The organism is Gammaproteobacteria bacterium (assembly GCA_030949385.1).
Lineage (GTDB): Bacteria > Pseudomonadota > Gammaproteobacteria > JAUZRS01 > JAUZRS01 > JAUZRS01.
Window position 1 is genome coordinate 44,081 of sequence record JAUZSP010000009.1, and the last position, 17,345, is coordinate 61,425.

Sequence of the window (17,345 nt, forward strand, 5' to 3'; positions counted from 1 at the left end):
TGGTCTTGCTCGTCATTCCCGCGAAGGCGGGAATCTATACAAGACAATCAAACTCTCATGTGGATTCCCGCCTTCGCGGGAATGACGAGAGTTACGATGCACTTATTTTTTAACCAACTACGCAACATCAGTTCTTAATTGAAAAAGGAGTATTGAAATGAGCACATTAAGTTTAAGGTTACCCGATTCACTGCACAAAGAAGTGAAGTCCTTAGTTCAGAAGGAAGGCGTTTCAATCAATCAATTTATCTCATCTGCCGTTGCCGAAAAGATGTCGGCCTTATTGACAGAAAGTTACTTAGAAAATCGATCTTTGAAGGGCGATAAAACATCCTTTCTTCACGCAATGACAAAAGTTCCTGATGTCGAACCAAGTGACGAAGATAAGTTATAGCCAACCTCAACGATGATAAGCCGAGGTAATCGGGTAACGTCGATCACGTCCAAACGCCCGCTGCGTCACCCGCACTCCCGGTGGCGCTTGACGGCGTTTGTACTCATTGATCACCACCATGCGCATCACCCGCTGCACCGTTTGGCGCTCAAACCCCGCCGCCACCATCTGCTCTAAAGACTCATCGCGCTCCACAAAACGCTCCAAAATGGCATCTAAAATAGCGTAGGGCGGCAAGCTGTCTTCGTCTTTCTGATCCGGTGCCAACTCCGCCGACGGCGGACGCACAATGACTCGCTCAGGAATCACCTCCTGCTCACGATTGCGGTAACGCGCCAAACGATAAACCAAGGTTTTTGGCACGTCTTTCAATGGGGCAAAACCGCCTGCCATATCACCATAAAGGGTAGCGTAGCCCACCGCCATCTCGCTTTTATTGCCCGTGGTGAGCAAAATTTTGCCCTTTTTATTCGAAATCGCCATCAAAATCACCCCACGGCAGCGCGCCTGAATGTTCTCTTCTGTGGTGTCGGCTTTCAAACCAGCAAACTCATCCTGCAAGGCAGTCAAAAACCCCTCAAACAGCGGCTCAATGGAGATGGAGCGGTACAACACCCCCAAACTCTTCGCCTCCGCTTCTGCGTCCTGCCGACTCATATCAGCGGTGTAGCGAGAAGGCATCATCACCGCCTCCACTTGATCGGCACCCAGCGCGTCCACGGCAATCGTCAAGGTCAACGCCGAATCAATGCCACCGGAAAGCCCAATCACCGCACCCTTGAAACCGTTTTTGGTCACATAATCACGCACCCCCAACACCAAGGCTTGATAGGTGGCCGCCTCTTCGCTCAACTCTTCTACTGGATTAACGCACAACGGCGTTAGCTCACCTTCAGCGTTAATCTCAAAGGGCAACAGCGCCTCTTGAAACGAGTGACCTTGCAACACCACCTTGCCCTTCGCGTCCAACAGCATCGAATCGCCATCAAACACCAACTCATCTTGGCCGCCCACCTGATTGACGTACACCAACGGCAAGCCCGTCTCAGCACTGCGCGCCTGCAGCACCGCTCGGCGCTGCTCGCCTTTGCCCCAATGAAACGGCGACGCGTTCAGATTCAACAACAACTGCGCCCCCGCCTCTTTCGCTTGCGCTGCCACCTTGGCCGTCCAGATGTCTTCACAGAGACTGATGCCCAGTTTCAGCCCGCGAAACGCCACCACACACGGCTGATCTCCGGCGATAAAATAGCGTTTCTCATCAAACACACCGTAATTGGGCAGCTGCTGCTTATGATAAAGCGCCAACACCTCGCCCTCGCTGAGCAGCATGGCGGAGTTGTAAAGCCCCCTTTGGCCAAAGCTGGGCAGCCCAAACAGAATCGCCACACCCTTGACCGACCGCTTCAATGTCTGCACCGCCGCTTCAATGCGCGCTTGCAGACCTGGGCGCAGCAGCAGGTCTTCGGGGGGGTAGCCCAACAGAGTCAATTCAGGGAAGATCACCAGATCCGCAAAGCAGCGTTGGCGCGCTTCGGTTGCAGTGGTTACAATCAATTCGGTGTTTCCAACAACATCACCCACCGTCGGGTTTATCTGTGCAATGACAATACGCATAACGTTTAACAGTACTCGTAAAGGGGCAACGCCCGTGATTTTGGCAGGCCGTATTCTCCCTTATCCCAGCTCAATTCGCAAAATGCCAAACAAACTGCAATGACAGCGAACCTTCATCATCCCGACCGAGCCAATAAACGCCTGCTGTCACTGCTGGACGGTTATCGTCTTCTGCTGACCTTCATCCTAATGAGTGTTGTTCTACTGGAAGTGGGGGATGCTTTTTTAGGCTCCAGCAAACCTCTGCTGTTTTTAGTCACCACGGCGCTTTACGCCATAACCAGCGTCGGTTTTTTACTCTCAACCCACTTCAAACCCTCGACTTTCGAACAGCAACTGTGGCGGCGTGCGAGTGCGGACATCGTTTTTATTGTCGCGCTGATGCACAGCAGCGGCGGCATCAACAGCGGTTTGGGCATGTTGTTGATCATCAGCATCGCCGGTTTCGGCGTTTTGATGTCGGAACGTTTGGCGCTGCTGTTTGCCAGTTTGGCCAGTTTGGCCATTTTGGCCGAGCAGTTCTACACCCACCTCAATCTCGGTCAGAGCAGCACCCACTACCCACAAGCGGGCATTCTCGGCGCGACCCTGTTTGCCACCGCACTGCTGGCGATGATGCTGGCGCGTCGCAGCCGTGAAAGCGAAGCTCACGCCACTCAGAGCCAAATCGACCTGAAAAACATGGCGCAACTGAACGCCCTGATCATCGAAAAAATGGAGTCGGCCATTTTAGTGGTGGACAGCCGCCAACAGATTCGCCTTGCCAACCAGAGCGCCCGCACACTGCTCAAACTCGGTCACCTTGGCTCACAAGCCGCACTCAAACAGCACGCACCTCGACTGCACTACTCGCTCAACCAATGGCATCACGCCAACAAAGAGCTGCCCTGTTCGATCAAAGAACCCAACAGCCAGAGCGAAATCCAGCCCCATTTCACCCCACTGGAAGATCAAGGCTGGCTGATCTCACTGCAAGACACCTCCGCCATTCGCGCCCAACTGCAACAGCTTAAACTCGCCTCTCTCGGCCATTTGAGCGCCAACATTGCCCATGAAATCCGCAACCCACTCAGCGCCATCAGCCACGCTTCACAACTGCTGGCCGAGTCGCCAAACATCAACGTCGAAGAGGGCCGCTTGCTGGAGATCATTCTCGATCACGGCCAACGCATCAACCGCCTGATTGAAGACGTGATGCAAATTTCTCGACTGAAAAAATTCAGCGGTCAGGCGATAAAATTGCACCCCAGCCTAGAGCAGTTTGCCCACGATTTTTGCCAACAAGAAAAACTACCCAGCGCGCGTTTGCAACTGCATTTCTTCAACGAAAATCCTTCGATTTACATGGAATCTCTGCATCTGCATCAGGTGTTGTGGAATTTATGCTGCAACAGCCTCAAACACGGCGGCCAAAAGAACATTAAGATCAAAATAGAGTCTGGCAACGACCCCGACACCGGTCAGCCGTTTTTAGATCTGTGTGACAATGGCCACGGCGTTTCTCAAGCACAGATCGACAAACTGTTTGAACCCTTCTACACCACCAGCCACAGCGGCACTGGTTTGGGCCTGTTTATGGCACGGGAACTGTGCCGTTTTAACGGTGCCTCTTTACGCTACCTTGTCGAGCCACAAGGCAGCCGCTTCCGCATTGTTTTTAATCAAGATTTGGACACCCTCACACCATGAAACCCGCCACCGTTCTGATCGTTGACGATGAAGCCGATATTCTTGAGCTGTTGGAGATCACCCTCAAGCGCATGGGCATTCAAACCCGCTGCGCCATCAATCTCAAGCAAGCACACGACGCTCTAAAACAGCAGCACTTTGACCTCTGCCTGACCGACATGCGCCTGCCCGATGGCAACGGTCTGCAACTGGTAGAACATCTGCAACAACAGCATCCAGAGCTGCCCGTGGCGGTCATCACCGCCCACGGCAATGTGGAGTCTGCCGTGGAAGCCCTGAAAAAAGGCGCGTTTGATTTTGTCTCCAAACCCGTGGATCTCAAGGTGCTGCGCAACCTGATCAACACCGCCCTCAAGCTGGAACGCACCGCAACCCCAACACCTCAGAACGAAAAGCAGAACGGCTCGCGTCCCTTGCTCGGCCATTCAAAACCGATGATGCAGTTGCGGCGCACCATCGCCAAGCTGGCGCGCAATCAAGCGCCAGTTTACATTTGTGGTGAATCCGGCACCGGCAAAGAACTGGCTGCGCGGCAAATTCATCAGCAAGGTCCTCGCGCCCAGCGGCCGTTTATTGCCATCAACTGCGGTGCCATTCCCAGCGAATTGATGGAGAGTGAATTTTTTGGTCATCTCAAGGGCAGCTTTAGCGGAGCGGTAAACACTAAAGACGGTCTGTTTCAAGCCGCTGAAGGCGGTACGCTATTTTTAGATGAAGTGGCGGATCTGCCTCTGGCCATGCAGGTCAAACTGCTGCGCGCCATCCAAGAAAAACGCATCCGCCCCATTGGTTCCAACCAAGAAAAGCCAATCAATGTGCGCCTGCTCAGCGCCAGCCACAAAGATCTGGCCGATGAAGTTCAGCAAGGCCATTTCCGCCAAGATCTTTATTACCGTCTCAATGTCATTGAGCTAACCACGCCGCCTCTGCGCGAACGCCCTGAAGACATCGAAGAACTCGCTCACGCCATTTTGCAGCGCCTCGCGCCGCACTACCCCGATGCCAACCCCAACCTAAGCAAAGCGGCGCTGTTTGAACTGAGTCAATACGAGTATCCCGGCAATGTACGTGAGTTGGAGAACATGTTGGAGCGCGCACTGGCTCTGCAAGAGGGTGAGCAAATTGAGGCCGATGATCTACAGCTTGAAAACAAGGCCAGCAAACCCTCTGCCATCTTCAGTGAGGGTGAAGGCGAACAGACTTTGGAACACATCATCAATCAGCAGGAACGACACGCTCTGATGGAGGCTTTGGAGAAAAGTCGCTGGAAAAAAAGCGCCGCAGCTCAGGTTTTGGGCATCAGTTACCGTCAATTGCGTTATCGCCTGAAAAAAATGGGGATTGAATGAATGCGCCAATTGTCAGGAAGTGACAAAACCTGTCCATAAGCAACAAAGGCTGTTATGTTAAAAACTGAGAGCAAGGATAATAATAAAAATAAGTCTTATTTTCAATAACTTATAGTTTATATATTTTCTGGCCTGCAATCTGCTATTACTCCTGTACCGAAGGAGTTGCATGGCCCTATCAGGGAGAAAGACGATGAAGAGATCCAATGGATTTACGCTCATTGAACTGATGATTGTCGTTGCCATTATTGGCATTCTGGCGGCTATTGCGATTCCTCAGTACCAAAACTTTACCAATCGTGCCGCGTTTCAGGAGATGGTGTCATTGGTTGCGCCGTTTAAAATGGCCGTTGAGATGTGTGCTCAAGATAATGCAGGGGATGTCAGTCGTTGTGATAACGATTATTCCGGCACCTTGGGAACCATCCCAGCACAAATCAATGATCAAGAGGACATCAATGAGTTAACCACCGCTGCCGGTGTCATCGAACTCAAAACCATTGATGACTCTTTTGGCCAATCAGATCACACCTATTACATCTTAACCCCCGTGTTCACTGGCAACGCGATCACTTGGAACATAACAGGCAATTGCAGAGATCGTGGTCTCTGTTAACACCACAGATTTACCAAACCTTAAACCTAGGAGCTACACCATGAAAATGCAGAACAAAAAACAGCAAGGTTTTACTCTAATCGAACTGATGATTGTGGTCGCGATTATCGGCATTCTGGCCGCCATCGCGATTCCTCAGTATCAAAACTTCACCAATCGTGCCGCCTTTAAATCTGTCACTTCTATCATTTCACCCTACAAATTGGGCGTAGAACTTTGTTCTCAAGAAAACGGAGGTGTACTAACCGCATGTGTACCTGGCTATCTTGGCAACCTCGGCTCTATTCCAGTCGCACCAACCAACCTCCCTATGGCACTTGATACCACCAATACATTAACGGCATTAACCATCGTTGCTGGCGTAATTACTGCCACCACTGCGGCTGGTGACTTTGGGCAAACAGCAGCAACCACTTACAGTTTGACTCCCGTTACTGCTCCAGGTAGCTCATCCATTACTTGGACAAAAGGTGGTAGTTGCGCAACTGCCGCTGTCAATCTCTGCTAAATCCGCTTCAAAACTCGCTCTACCAACAAAGCCCCTTTTCAGGGGCTTTGTTGTTTCTATACCACTCTAAATCTATTTCTACTCCAACTGCCCCATGCAGAACAAACCATCCATCACCTTTTCAGCACAGCCCATATGGACAGATTGGGCAATTTATGCCTTAATTGCGTGATCATTAAAACAGCCTCAACCCCCACTCCATTCGAAGGACGTACTGTAGATGGCGAAAACACAGACCAACTTAAGTCTGGGCGGCCTCCCCCGGCGCTTGGTACAAGACGGTATTGTTGACGAAGAAGTGATTCTACAAGCCGTTGCCAGCGCCCAAAAAAGCAAAAAATCCATTGTCACCGTCTTAGTTGAAGAAGGCCTTGCCTCCAGCCTCGCCGTTGCCATCGCCGCCTCACAAGAGTTTGGCCTCTCCCTGTTCGACCTTGATGCACTGGAGATCGACTCACTCCCCCCCACGCTGGTGGACGGTGACCTGATTGAAACCCACCACGCCCTGCCGCTGCTCAAACGTGGCCCGCGCCTCTTTGTTGCCATCTCAGACCCGACCAACTTAATGGCGCTGGATGAGATTAAATTTCACACCGGCATCTCCACCGACCCCATCTTGGTCGAAGAAGACAAACTGCAGAAAAAAATTCAACAGTTCCTCAGCAGCCAACACACCGCCAGCATGGACACCATTCTGGATGCCGATCTGGATAACTTAGAGATCGCCTCCGAAGAAGACGACAACAACGATCAAGACCCCGGCTCAGAAATAGACGACACCCCCGTGGTGCGTTTTGTCAACAAAGTGATGCTCGACGCCATCAATAAAAGCGCCTCCGACATACACGTTGAACCCTACGAAAACACCTTTCGCATCCGCTATCGCATCGATGGCATTTTGCAAGAGATGTCAAAACCACCACAAGCCATGTCCACCCGCATCATCTCCCGGATCAAAGTCATGTCGCGCATGGACATCTCGGAGCGGCGCGTCCCGCAAGACGGTCGCATCAAAATGAAATTGTCGAAAAATCGCGCCATCGACTTTCGGGTCAACACCTGCCCGACGCTGTTTGGCGAAAAAATCGTCATGCGTATTCTCGACCCCAGTAGCACCAAACTGGGCATCGAAAGCCTCGGTTTTGAAAAAGATCAACAAGAAACCTATCAAAAAGCCCTGTTACAACCTTACGGTATGATTCTGGTCACCGGCCCCACCGGCAGCGGTAAAACCGTCTCGCTCTACACCGGCCTCAATATGCTCAACACCATCGACCGCAACATCTCCACCGCCGAAGATCCAGCAGAGATCAACCTGCCGGGAATCAACCAGGTCAACGTCAATACCCGCGTTGGCCTGACGTTTGCTGAAGCTTTACGAGCCTTTTTACGTCAGGACCCTGATATCATCATGGTGGGTGAAATTCGTGACATTGAGACCGCCAACATCGCCATCAAAGCGGCGCAAACGGGTCACTTGGTGCTCTCTACGCTGCACACCAACGACGCGCCGCAAACCCTGTCGCGCTTGGCCAATATGGGCGTTGCCCCCTTTAACATCGCCACCTCGGTGTCGCTGATTATTTCACAACGGTTGGCAAGAAAACTTTGTACAAAATGCAAAACCCCCGAAGATATTCCACGCAAAACCCTAATTGATGAAGGTTTTGATGAAAAAGAAGCACGCACCATCAAAGTCTATAACGCCACGGGCTGCGACCACTGCAACAACGGCTGCAAAGGACGGGTCGGCATCTATCAAGTGATGCCGGTTACCGAAGAGATGGGGCGTATTATTATGGCCGGAGGCAACTCGATTGAAATTGCCGATCAAGCCAAAAAAGAGGGCGTTATGGATCTGCGTCGCGCAGCACTCAATAAAGTCAAAGCAGGTCACATCAGCCTTGAAGAAGCCAACCGAGTGACCAAGGAATAAGCAACATGGCGAGTAAAAACAGCGCAAAAACCAGTTTTGACTGGGAAGGAAAAGACGGTCGAGGCCACAAAGTCAAAGGCCAGATCAACGCCGTTAACGCCGATTTAGCCAAAGCACAATTGCGCCGCCAAGGCATCACTCCGCTGCGGGTGCGTAAAAAGGCAGCGCCTCTGTTCGGCAGCGGTAAGAAAAAAATCACCAGCAAAGACATCTCCATTTTTGCCCGCCAAATGTCCACCATGATGACCGCTGGGGTACCCTTGGTACAATCCTTCGAGATCGTCGGCCAAGGCCACGACAATCCCGCCATGCAGGAGCTGATTTTTAACATCAAAAACGATATTGAATCCGGCTCCACCATGGGCACAGCACTGAGCAAACACCCAAAACAATTTGATAATCTGTTTTGCAGCTTGGTCAGTGCCGGTGAACAGTCCGGTACCTTGGAGTCCTTGCTGACCAAAATCGCCACCTACAAAGAGAAAACCGAAGCCCTTAAAGCCAAAATCAAAAAAGCCCTCTTTTATCCCGTCGCCGTACTCGTCGTAGCCTTTGTGGTAACGGCCATTTTGCTGGTTTTTGTGGTACCTGAATTTCAAAAACTGTTTGAAGGCATGGGCGGTGAACTGCCCGCTTTCACCCAGTTTGTGATGCAGCTCTCCGAGGGCTTTCAAAAATGGTGGTGGCTGATTGTCTTGGTCATTGTTGGCTCGCTCAAACTGTTTGGCTACCTGCGCCTCAACAACAAAGCCTTCTCCGATATGATCGACCGCCTGCTGCTGCGCCTGCCGGTGGTGGGTGACATGCTCGAAAAAGCCGCCATTGCCCGTTTTGCTCGCACGCTCGCCACCATGTCCACCGCCGGTGTGCCATTGGTGGAAGCGATGGAGTCCGTCGCCACCACCTCCGGCAACAGCGTCTACTACAACGCCATTATGCAGATGAAAGACGACGCGGCCAGTGGCCAGCAATTGCAAGTCTCCATGCAGCAGACCGGCCTGTTTCCCAACATGGTGGTGCAAATGGTGGCCATCGGTGAGGAGTCCGGCGCACTGGACAGCATGTTGGCCAAGGTCGCCGATCTTTACGAAGAGGAAGTAGACAACGCCGTTGATGCCCTCACCAGCTTACTCGAACCGCTGATCATGTCCTTTCTTGGCGTGGTGGTTGGCGGCTTGGTCATCGCCATGTACCTACCCATATTCAAAATGGGCGATGCTTTTTAACTCACAACGGATGCCTGCTCATCATGGGCTTATTTGACCCTCTGCTGCACAACCCAACGGGTTTTATCATCGCCATCGGCCTCTTTAGCCTGCTGGTTGGCAGCTTTTTAAACGTCGTCATCTCACGCCTACCGATCATGATGCAGCGCCAATGGCGCAGCGAATGTGAACAGTATCTCGACCCTGACAAAGAGCCGCCCGTAGAAAAAACCTTCAACCTCAGTCGTCCACGTTCGCACTGCCCCAGCTGCAAACAACCCATTCGGGCCATCGAAAACGTCCCTCTGCTCAGCTACCTGTTTCTCAAAGGTTGCTGTCGCCACTGCGGTACACACATTTCATGGCAATATCCCGCCGTCGAGCTGCTCACCGCCCTGCTTTCGATGGCCATTGCCGCTCACTTTGGTGCCAGTTGGCTGACCCTAACGGGTTTACTGTTCACTTGGAGTCTCATTGCTCTGAGTGTTATTGATCTGCAACAGACGTTGTTACCTGACAGCATCACCCAACCGATGCTCTGGCTCGGGCTGCTGCTCAGCCTGAGCAACAGCTCCGCCATCAGCACCGAAACCGCCCTACTGGGCGCGATTGCGGGGTACTTGGCACTCTGGTCGGTCTACTGGCTGTTTAAGCTGCTGACGGGCAAAGAGGGCATGGGGCACGGCGACTTTAAATTGCTGGCCATGCTCGGTGCTTGGCTCGGTTGGCAGGCGTTGCCGAGCATCATCATGATCTCTTCACTGCTGGGAGCCACTGTGGGTATTTTACTGATTCTGTGTAAAAAACAGGATCGAAACATCCCCATTCCCTTTGGTCCTTACCTTGCTTTTGCCGGTTGGATCAGCTTAATCTGGGGTGAGCAGATCAACCGTTATTACCTCAATTTTGGCTAAACCATGTTGATTATCGGCCTAACGGGTGGCATTGGCAGTGGCAAGTCCACCGTGGCTCAGCTCTTTTCTCAATACGGCACTCCCGTGCTGGATGCCGACCAAATTGCTCGCCAACTGGTGGAAGTAGGTCAACCGGCACTGGCAAAGATTGCCCAACGGTTTGGCCAACACATTTTACACACCGATGGCAGCCTAAATCGCTCAGCCTTACGACAGAAAATCTTCAACGACAGCAGAGCCAAACAGCAATTGGAAAACCTACTGCATCCACTGATACGCCAACAGATGCACATTCAGAGCAAGAAACTCTTGCAACAACAGCCCCCTCCCTCCTATTGCATTCATATGATCCCCCTGCTGATCGAAAGCCAGCAAACAGCCAACGTTGATCGCATCTTAATCGTTGACCTACCCGAACAGCTGCAAATTCAACGAGTCAGTCAACGAGACCAACAGAGCCAAGCAGAGGTGCAACGCATTATTGAACAACAAGTTAACCGTCAACAGCGCCTGCAAGCAGCCGATGAGGTGATTGATAACAGCGGCCATCTGACTGCATTGCAAAAACAGGTCAAACAGCTACACCAATGTTATGTGCAACAATCCCACCTGCCAACACCTGCCCATAGATCCAAAAGCGGTGTACAATCGCCGCCATGAGAATTTAGCGATTTGTCACCACCAATGAAACTGTGGAAAATGAAGCTAAAATGGAAACTATTATAAAATAGTCCCTCAAAAATGGGCTGTTTACAAAAAATTGAATAAAGTCAGATATCTGTAAACCGCATGGAAGCAAAATCAACCAAACAGTATAGGCCATAATGTCTCACTTTTACGCTACTTTACCAACAGGTAAACAAATTGTGTCAGATGAGTTAATTTTTGAACAACCGGTTACGGAACGCATTAGGACTTTTCTGCGTTTACAGCAGCTGTTTCAACGCATCGACTTTCATTTGGAGCAAAAATCAGCTTGGGATACCCAAGCGGCCGTCAGCACCCTATTGGAAATCATCAACTTAACCTCTCGGGGTGACCTAAAGGGCGAGGTGATCAAAGAGCTGGAACGGCAAAAAACAGCCATCCAACAAGCTCCCGACTCGGATCTCAAACGACTGCAACTGCTGCCCATTTTAGAGTGCCAAGCACCCATGATTGAACAGCTGCACAATCAAAAAGGTCAACTAAACCACAACTTTCAAAACAATGAGTTTCTCAATTCCATTCGTCGTCGTCGTACCGCCTCAGGCAATACCTGCAGCTTTGACCTACCTGCTTATCACCATTGGCTAAAACGCCCCACTCAGGAACGCCACACCGCGCTCAAAAATTGGCTAGAACCCTTTGATACGGTGAAAATTGCCATTGATACCATTCTAGATGCGATTCGTGAAACTCCAGAAACCAGTGTGCAAATGGCATCCAACGGCTTTTTTCAGCTCAATCTCAACCCCAGCCGCCCTCTGCAGATGATTCGCATCTACATCTCCGGCCCACCGGGGCTGTTTCCTGAGATGAGTGTCGGTAAACATCGTTTTACTATCCGCTTTTTTGCCCAGACGGCTCCAGAGAAAAAGGCCGATCAGGTGCAAAGCGATGTGGAGTTTCAACTCGGTTGCTGCATCCTGTAGCTACTTTTTCAGCCGAAACGGTACCGTAGCCAACCAACGCTGGCCACTAAGATCCGTCAACTGCAACTGCAATAACCACTCTTCACCACCGACAGCACAGATGGGCAAAACCACTCGACTCTGCCAATTTCCCTCGTTATTCTTCAATAAAGAATAACGATTTTTACCCATATCCATTGCCGCCATTTTAAAATCTACCACCGCAGATTTGACCTCATTCGGCCAGCCTGAAACATCAAGATTCAAAATAAAAGGCTGCAAGGGCAGCACCTTATCTGCAAACGAGAGACGCACCTCACCTTGCGATGCCGTGAGATGACATTCACCCTCTTGATTCAGACACACCGTTGAACTCAGCAGTAAATGTTCAGCCGGTTTTTCAACCGGTGTATCCTCAGCCTGGCAGGCAACCAACAACAGCAATAACAACAACACCCCTTTTTTCATCTCTTTTCTCCCCATAACGCACGAATCGCCGCTACCCCTTGTCCACCTCGCTGCTGAGCGGCAACCACATCCGTTTTTGATAAACCACCCAACGCATAAACCGGCAAAGCGGCTTGTTTTACCAAATCCTGAAACGCCCCCCAACCTAGCGGTTCTGCCTCTAGATGACTCTTAGTCGGCTGAACAGGGGATAAAACAGAAAAGTCTGCCTCGATTAACGACCCTTGCCGCAACGAAGCCTCATTATGACAAGAGACCGCCAACAGACACTCCCGCGCAACGGGGCGCTGTAAAAAAGAAGCCGCCAACCTCTGGCTCAAATGCACGCCGTCCGCCGCCACCCGCTGCAACAGATCAGGGGGCGCGTTCAGTAACACCTTAGCCCCCCAGCGATGACAGAGGCTCACCACCTCCTGCGCCAAGGTTTCATAGTCACGCGCCGAAAGCGTTTTTGCCCGCAACTGCACCAGTTTAATTCCAGTGGATAAACTCTGCTCCAGCGTACTCAAAAAGACCGCTCTGTCCTTTGGCTCAGGGGTAATCAGGTAAGTTTCCGGCAAGAGCAGCGCCTGTAAAATAGCACGATTGGCTTTGGGAAAAGAGTACTTGGGCAGTTCAGACAACTCAATCCAGCGCAGCGGCTGCCCTTCTCGGGCATGGGCTACGCCCTCAAAAGCCGTCACCCGCCAGACATTTAGACAGACCGTTACATCAGGGTAAGCGTGGGTAATGTTGATCAATGGAGTGGATGCGGTGATGCGAATACCCACCTCTTCCAACAACTCGCGTTGCAGGGTAGAAAATAGGCTTTCGCCTGCCTCTTGTTTGCCGCCGGGAAATTCCCAAAAGCCACCTTGATGGGCCTGTTTGGCACGTTGAGTAATCAGCAGACGACCTTTCGCATCAAAAATTGCCGCCAATACCACCTGCACCACTTTAACGCTCACAAAAAACTAGCTGCGGTATTCGGCATTAATGCGAACGTAATCGTAAGAGAGGTCACTGCTCCAGACGATGGCCTGTGCCTCACCCCGTCCCAGCTCAACGCGCACGCTGATTTCCGCTTGATTCATCACCGCCTGACCAGCGGCCTCACGGTACTCCTCGGCAGGATTGCCGTTTCGAACAATGCAGACGTGATCCAGATAGATACTGATCTGCTCCACATCCAACTCTGGCAGACCTGAACGCCCCACAGCGGCTAAAATTCGCCCCCAATTAGGGTCGCTGGCAAAGAAAGCGGTTTTCACTAAAGGGGAATGGGCGATGGTAAAGGCCACTTGACGACACTCCGCTTCATTTAGACCGCCCTCAATCTGCACCGCAATGAACTTGGTTGCGCCCTCAGCGTCCCGCACAATGGCCAAGGCCAAGCTTTTGCAGGCTTCGTTCAGCGCCGCTTGAAACAGCGGCCAATGTTCAGACTCTTGATCCAAAACCAGACCACTTTGCCCCGTGGCCACCAACAGACACGCATCGTTGGTGGAGGTATCGCCATCAACAGTAATGCTGTTAAAAGACGGTTTTACTGCCGTTTGCAAAGCCTGTTGCAGATCCTCCTGAGACACCTCAACATCGGTAGCCAAATAGGCCAGCATGGTGGCCATATTGGGGTGGATCATGCCTGAACCTTTGGCGATACCGGTAATGGTCACCGTCTGGCCGGCCATCTCGAATTGCTCAGAAAACCCTTTAGCGCAGGTGTCGGTGGTCATGATGCCCTGCGCCGCCTCTGCCCAACGATCTTCATGCAGCGCCGTCAGTGCCTGCGGAATGCCCAGCTGAAAACGGCTCATGGGCAACCGTTCACCAATCACACCTGTGGAGAAAGGCAACACCTGTTCCACGACCACACCCGCTTCAGTCGCCAACCAAGCACAGCACTGTTGAGCGTCAGCCAAACCACCTTGCCCCGTACCCGCATTGGCGTTACCGGAATTGATCAACCAGTAACGCGGAGCCTGCTGCGCCAGAAAATCTTTAGCCAGCGTCACGGGCGCGGCACAAAAGGCGTTTTGAGTGAAGACCGCTGCGGTGGTCGAGCCTGTGGCCAACTCCATCAACACCAAATCGTCAACACCGCTCTTTTTGATCCCACAGGCCACGCTGGCCAAACGCACTCCGGCCACCGGATGCAACTCGGGCATCACTGCTGAATTTACTGCCATGATCGTATTCCAATGTTCACTTATTTCAATTTACCGTGGCACTGCTTGAATTTTTTCCCCGAGCCACACCAGCACGGTTCATTGCGTCCCAGTTTAGGCTGTTCACGCACGTAAGGCGTATGAATCTCTTCATCATCAGCCTGCACGTCTTCTTCTGCAACCCCGCTCTGGATTGCTGAATTGGCTTCTGCATGTTGGTAGTTCATCGGTGCCGTCTGGCGCTGACTCTCTTCAAGCCGCTCCGCATCGTCGTTTTGCACCTCCACCCGCGACAGCACCACCACCACCTCTTGTTTCACTTGATCCAAAAGCTGAGTAAACATCTCAAAGGATTCACGTTTGTACTCTTGTTTTGGGTTCTTCTGCGCGTAACCCCGCAAACCGATACTTTGTCGCAAATAATCCATCGCCGCCAAGTGATCTTTCCATTGGGTGTCCAAAACCTGCAACATGACCGCTTTTTCAAAACGACGCAGCGATTCCGCTCCCGCCATATCCTCTTTGGCTTGGTAACGTTCTTCTAAAGTCTGCACAATGCGCGCTCGTAACGCTTCTTCATCCAGCTCTTCGTCCTCTGCCAACCACATAGGCAGATCCATTTTTTCACCCAGCTCGTGCTCCAGCGCATCACGACAGCCTTCCACATCCCACTGTTCATCCAGTGAACCCGGTGGAATGTACTGATCAATAATGCCATTGACCACATCCACTCGGATGGCTTTGATGATCTCCGAGGTGTCCTCGCTCGCCAACAGACTGTTGCGCTGCTCATAAACCACTTTACGCTGATCGTTAGCCACATCGTCGTATTCCAGCAGATTTTTACGCATGTCGAAGTTATGTGCTTCTACTTTACGCTGCGCATTTTCAATCGCTTTCGTGACCCACGGATGTTCAATCGCCTCACCCTCTTCCATGCCCAATTTTTGCATCAAATTGGCGACCCGATCTGAGGCAAAAATGCGCATCAGATTGTCTTCCAATGAGAGATAGAAACGGGTCGAACCCTCATCGCCTTGGCGACCGGAACGCCCGCGTAACTGATTATCAATCCGCCGCGATTCGTGCCGTTCGGTACCGATGATGTGCAGCCCACCGGATTTTAAGACCACGTCATGACGTTGTTGCCACGCCGTTTCCAACTGCTCTTTTTCCGTGCTGCTGATCTCACCCTTCTCTTTTAACTCCACCACCAAGCTGCCACCCAACACAATATCCGTACCCCGACCGGCCATATTCGTAGCGATGGTGACGGCACCAGAGCAACCAGCATTGGCAACAATGCCCGCCTCACGTTCGTGCTGTTTGGCGTTCAATACTTCGTGTTTCAACGCCTTCTTTTTCAACAGCGAAGAGAGGTACTCAGAGGTTTCAATCGAGGTGGTACCCACCAACACCGGTTGCTGACGTTTCACACACTCTTCAATGTCTTCAATAATCGCCTGATATTTCTCTTCTGTGGTCAAAAACACCAGATCCGGCAGATCTTTACGCTGCATTGGCAAGTGAGTTGGCAACACCACCACTTCCAAACCGTAAATCTGTTGGAACTCAAACGCTTCTGTATCCGCCGTCCCAGTCATGCCAGACAGCTTCCCATAGAGGCGAAAGTAGTTTTGAAAGGTGATCGCAGCCAGAGTTTGGTTCTCGTTTTGCACCACCACATCTTCTTTTGCTTCCACCGCTTGATGCAGGCCTTCCGACCAGCGCCGTCCTTCCATGGTGCGACCGGTAAACTCATCCACAATGACGATCTGACCCTCTTTAACAATGTAATCCACATCCTTTTGATAGATCACATGCGCTCTCACAGCGGCATTGATGTGGTGCATCAAGCCAATATGAGCCGCGTCATAAAGACTCTCACCCTCTTGCAACAAGCCTTCTTCGGCTAATAGCCTCTCAACGTTTTCATGACCCGCTTCGGTGAGATAGACCTGTTTGCTTTTCTCCTCGATGCTGTAATCACCGGGACCGTCTTCCTCTTCTTGCAAGGTTAAGTGCGGCACCAATAGATTGATGCGTCGATACAATTCAGCATTATCATTGGCGGGACCAGAGATGATCAATGGGGTGCGCGCTTCATCAATGAGGATCGAATCCACTTCATCGATGATGGCAAAATTCAACTCGCGCTGCACTTTTTCCTCTTCAGAAAAAGCCATGTTGTCACGCAAATAATCAAAGCCAAATTCGTTATTGGTGCCGTAGGTGATGTCCGCTTCATACGCCGCTCGACGTTTTTCTTGATCCATATTGGCAACAATAACGCCGTAACTCAGCCCCAAAAAATGATAGAGCTTGCCCATCCAATCGGAGTCACGATGTGCCAAGTAGTCATTTACCGTCACCACATGCACCCCCTGACCCGACAGCGCATTGAGGTAGACCGCCAAAGTTGCCACCAAGGTTTTACCCTCACCGGTACGCATTTCGGCGATTTTGCCTTCATTCAAGACCATCGCACCAATCAGCTGCTCATCAAAATGACGCATACCTAAAGCGCGTTTTCCCCCTTCACGCACCACTGCAAAGGCCTCTGGCAATAGGTCTTCTAAGGTTTCCCCTGCTTGCAAACGCTGGCGGAACGTTTCAGTTTTGGCTCTTAAATCATCATCGCTCAAGGACTCACAATCGGACTCTAAAGCCGAGATCGCGCCAACCTCTTTTGAGAGCTCTTTAATCACGCGATCATTACGACTGCCAAACACTTTTTTAAATAAATTACTGATCATGAAGTTACGGCCTGTGGAAGTTCAACCATAGAAAAACCATTCAGACATTACAGCTGAATGGCAATCGTTATGTGTCTAAAAAAGGGAGTATGTTAATGCCTGTGGCGCTTGAATCCAACCGGATTAAGTATTG

The 17,345-nt window shown here is 51.3% G+C and carries 15 protein-coding genes; 10 read left to right on the top strand and 5 right to left on the bottom strand.

Annotated elements, in window-relative coordinates; all coding sequences use genetic code 11:
• Positions 1–157 precede the first annotated feature (157 nt).
• Entirely contained in the window at positions 158–394 is a 237-nt protein-coding gene (locus Q9O24_12740) for a toxin-antitoxin system HicB family antitoxin (GenBank protein MDQ7075980.1), read from the top strand.
• Positions 395–400: 6 nt separating this feature from the next.
• On the opposite strand, the gene Q9O24_12745 is transcribed toward Q9O24_12740, so the two are convergent.
• The gene (locus tag Q9O24_12745) at positions 401–2,011 is read right to left on the bottom strand and encodes an NAD+ synthase (protein ID MDQ7075981.1); all 1,611 of its coding nucleotides are present in this window, start codon (positions 2,009–2,011) and stop codon (positions 401–403) included.
• A gap of 99 nt (positions 2,012–2,110) precedes the next feature.
• Here Q9O24_12745 and Q9O24_12750 point away from each other — a divergent pair, with 99 nt between their 5' ends.
• The 9 genes from Q9O24_12750 (at position 2,111) to zapD (ending at position 11,862) form a co-directional block, all read left to right on the top strand.
• Entirely contained in the window at positions 2,111–3,700 is a 1,590-nt protein-coding gene (locus Q9O24_12750) for an ATP-binding protein (protein ID MDQ7075982.1), read from the top strand.
• The gene (locus Q9O24_12755) at positions 3,697–5,049 is read left to right on the top strand and encodes a sigma-54 dependent transcriptional regulator (protein ID MDQ7075983.1); all 1,353 of its coding nucleotides are present in this window, start codon (positions 3,697–3,699) and stop codon (positions 5,047–5,049) included. The genes Q9O24_12750 and Q9O24_12755 overlap by 4 nt, the downstream gene beginning before the upstream one ends.
• Positions 5,050–5,242: 193 nt before the next feature.
• Entirely contained in the window at positions 5,243–5,665 is a 423-nt protein-coding gene (locus tag Q9O24_12760) for a prepilin-type N-terminal cleavage/methylation domain-containing protein (protein ID MDQ7075984.1), read from the top strand.
• Positions 5,666–5,705: 40 nt separating this feature from the next.
• Positions 5,706–6,173 carry a prepilin-type N-terminal cleavage/methylation domain-containing protein gene (locus Q9O24_12765; protein MDQ7075985.1) on the top strand — a complete coding sequence of 156 codons (468 nt, stop codon included), beginning with the start codon at positions 5,706–5,708 and terminating at the stop codon, positions 6,171–6,173.
• Between the two features lie 220 nt (positions 6,174–6,393).
• On the top strand, positions 6,394–8,109 hold the full coding sequence (pilB, locus tag Q9O24_12770) for a type IV-A pilus assembly ATPase PilB (protein ID MDQ7075986.1): 1,716 nt from the start codon (positions 6,394–6,396) through the stop codon (positions 8,107–8,109).
• A gap of 5 nt (positions 8,110–8,114) precedes the next feature.
• Positions 8,115–9,335 (top strand): type II secretion system F family protein, encoded by a 1,221-nt coding sequence (locus tag Q9O24_12775; GenBank protein MDQ7075987.1) that lies wholly within the window; start codon positions 8,115–8,117, stop codon positions 9,333–9,335.
• Positions 9,336–9,358: 23 nt separating this feature from the next.
• A complete protein-coding gene (locus Q9O24_12780) occupies positions 9,359–10,228 on the top strand; it encodes an A24 family peptidase (GenBank protein ID MDQ7075988.1) in 870 nt (289 codons plus the stop codon).
• Between the two features lie 3 nt (positions 10,229–10,231).
• Positions 10,232–10,888 (top strand): dephospho-CoA kinase, encoded by a 657-nt coding sequence (coaE, locus tag Q9O24_12785; protein ID MDQ7075989.1) that lies wholly within the window; start codon positions 10,232–10,234, stop codon positions 10,886–10,888.
• A gap of 206 nt (positions 10,889–11,094) precedes the next feature.
• Positions 11,095–11,862: a cell division protein ZapD gene (gene zapD, locus Q9O24_12790; protein ID MDQ7075990.1), complete on the top strand. Its 768-nt coding sequence runs from the start codon at positions 11,095–11,097 to the stop codon at positions 11,860–11,862.
• On the opposite strand, the gene Q9O24_12795 is transcribed toward zapD, so the two are convergent.
• Genes Q9O24_12795 through secA form a run of 4 tightly spaced genes read right to left on the bottom strand, consistent with a single transcriptional unit; the run spans position 11,863 to position 17,212 of the window.
• Positions 11,863–12,309 carry a hypothetical protein gene (locus tag Q9O24_12795; GenBank protein ID MDQ7075991.1) on the bottom strand — a complete coding sequence of 149 codons (447 nt, stop codon included), beginning with the start codon at positions 12,307–12,309 and terminating at the stop codon, positions 11,863–11,865.
• On the bottom strand, positions 12,306–13,256 hold the full coding sequence (locus Q9O24_12800; GenBank protein MDQ7075992.1) for a Nudix family hydrolase: 951 nt from the start codon (positions 13,254–13,256) through the stop codon (positions 12,306–12,308). The genes Q9O24_12795 and Q9O24_12800 overlap by 4 nt, the downstream gene beginning before the upstream one ends.
• A gap of 6 nt (positions 13,257–13,262) precedes the next feature.
• A complete protein-coding gene (argJ, locus tag Q9O24_12805) occupies positions 13,263–14,477 on the bottom strand; it encodes a bifunctional glutamate N-acetyltransferase/amino-acid acetyltransferase ArgJ (GenBank protein MDQ7075993.1) in 1,215 nt (404 codons plus the stop codon).
• A 20-nt stretch (positions 14,478–14,497) separates the two neighbouring features.
• Positions 14,498–17,212 carry a preprotein translocase subunit SecA gene (gene secA / locus Q9O24_12810; protein ID MDQ7075994.1) on the bottom strand — a complete coding sequence of 905 codons (2,715 nt, stop codon included), beginning with the start codon at positions 17,210–17,212 and terminating at the stop codon, positions 14,498–14,500.
• Positions 17,213–17,345 lie beyond the last annotated feature (133 nt).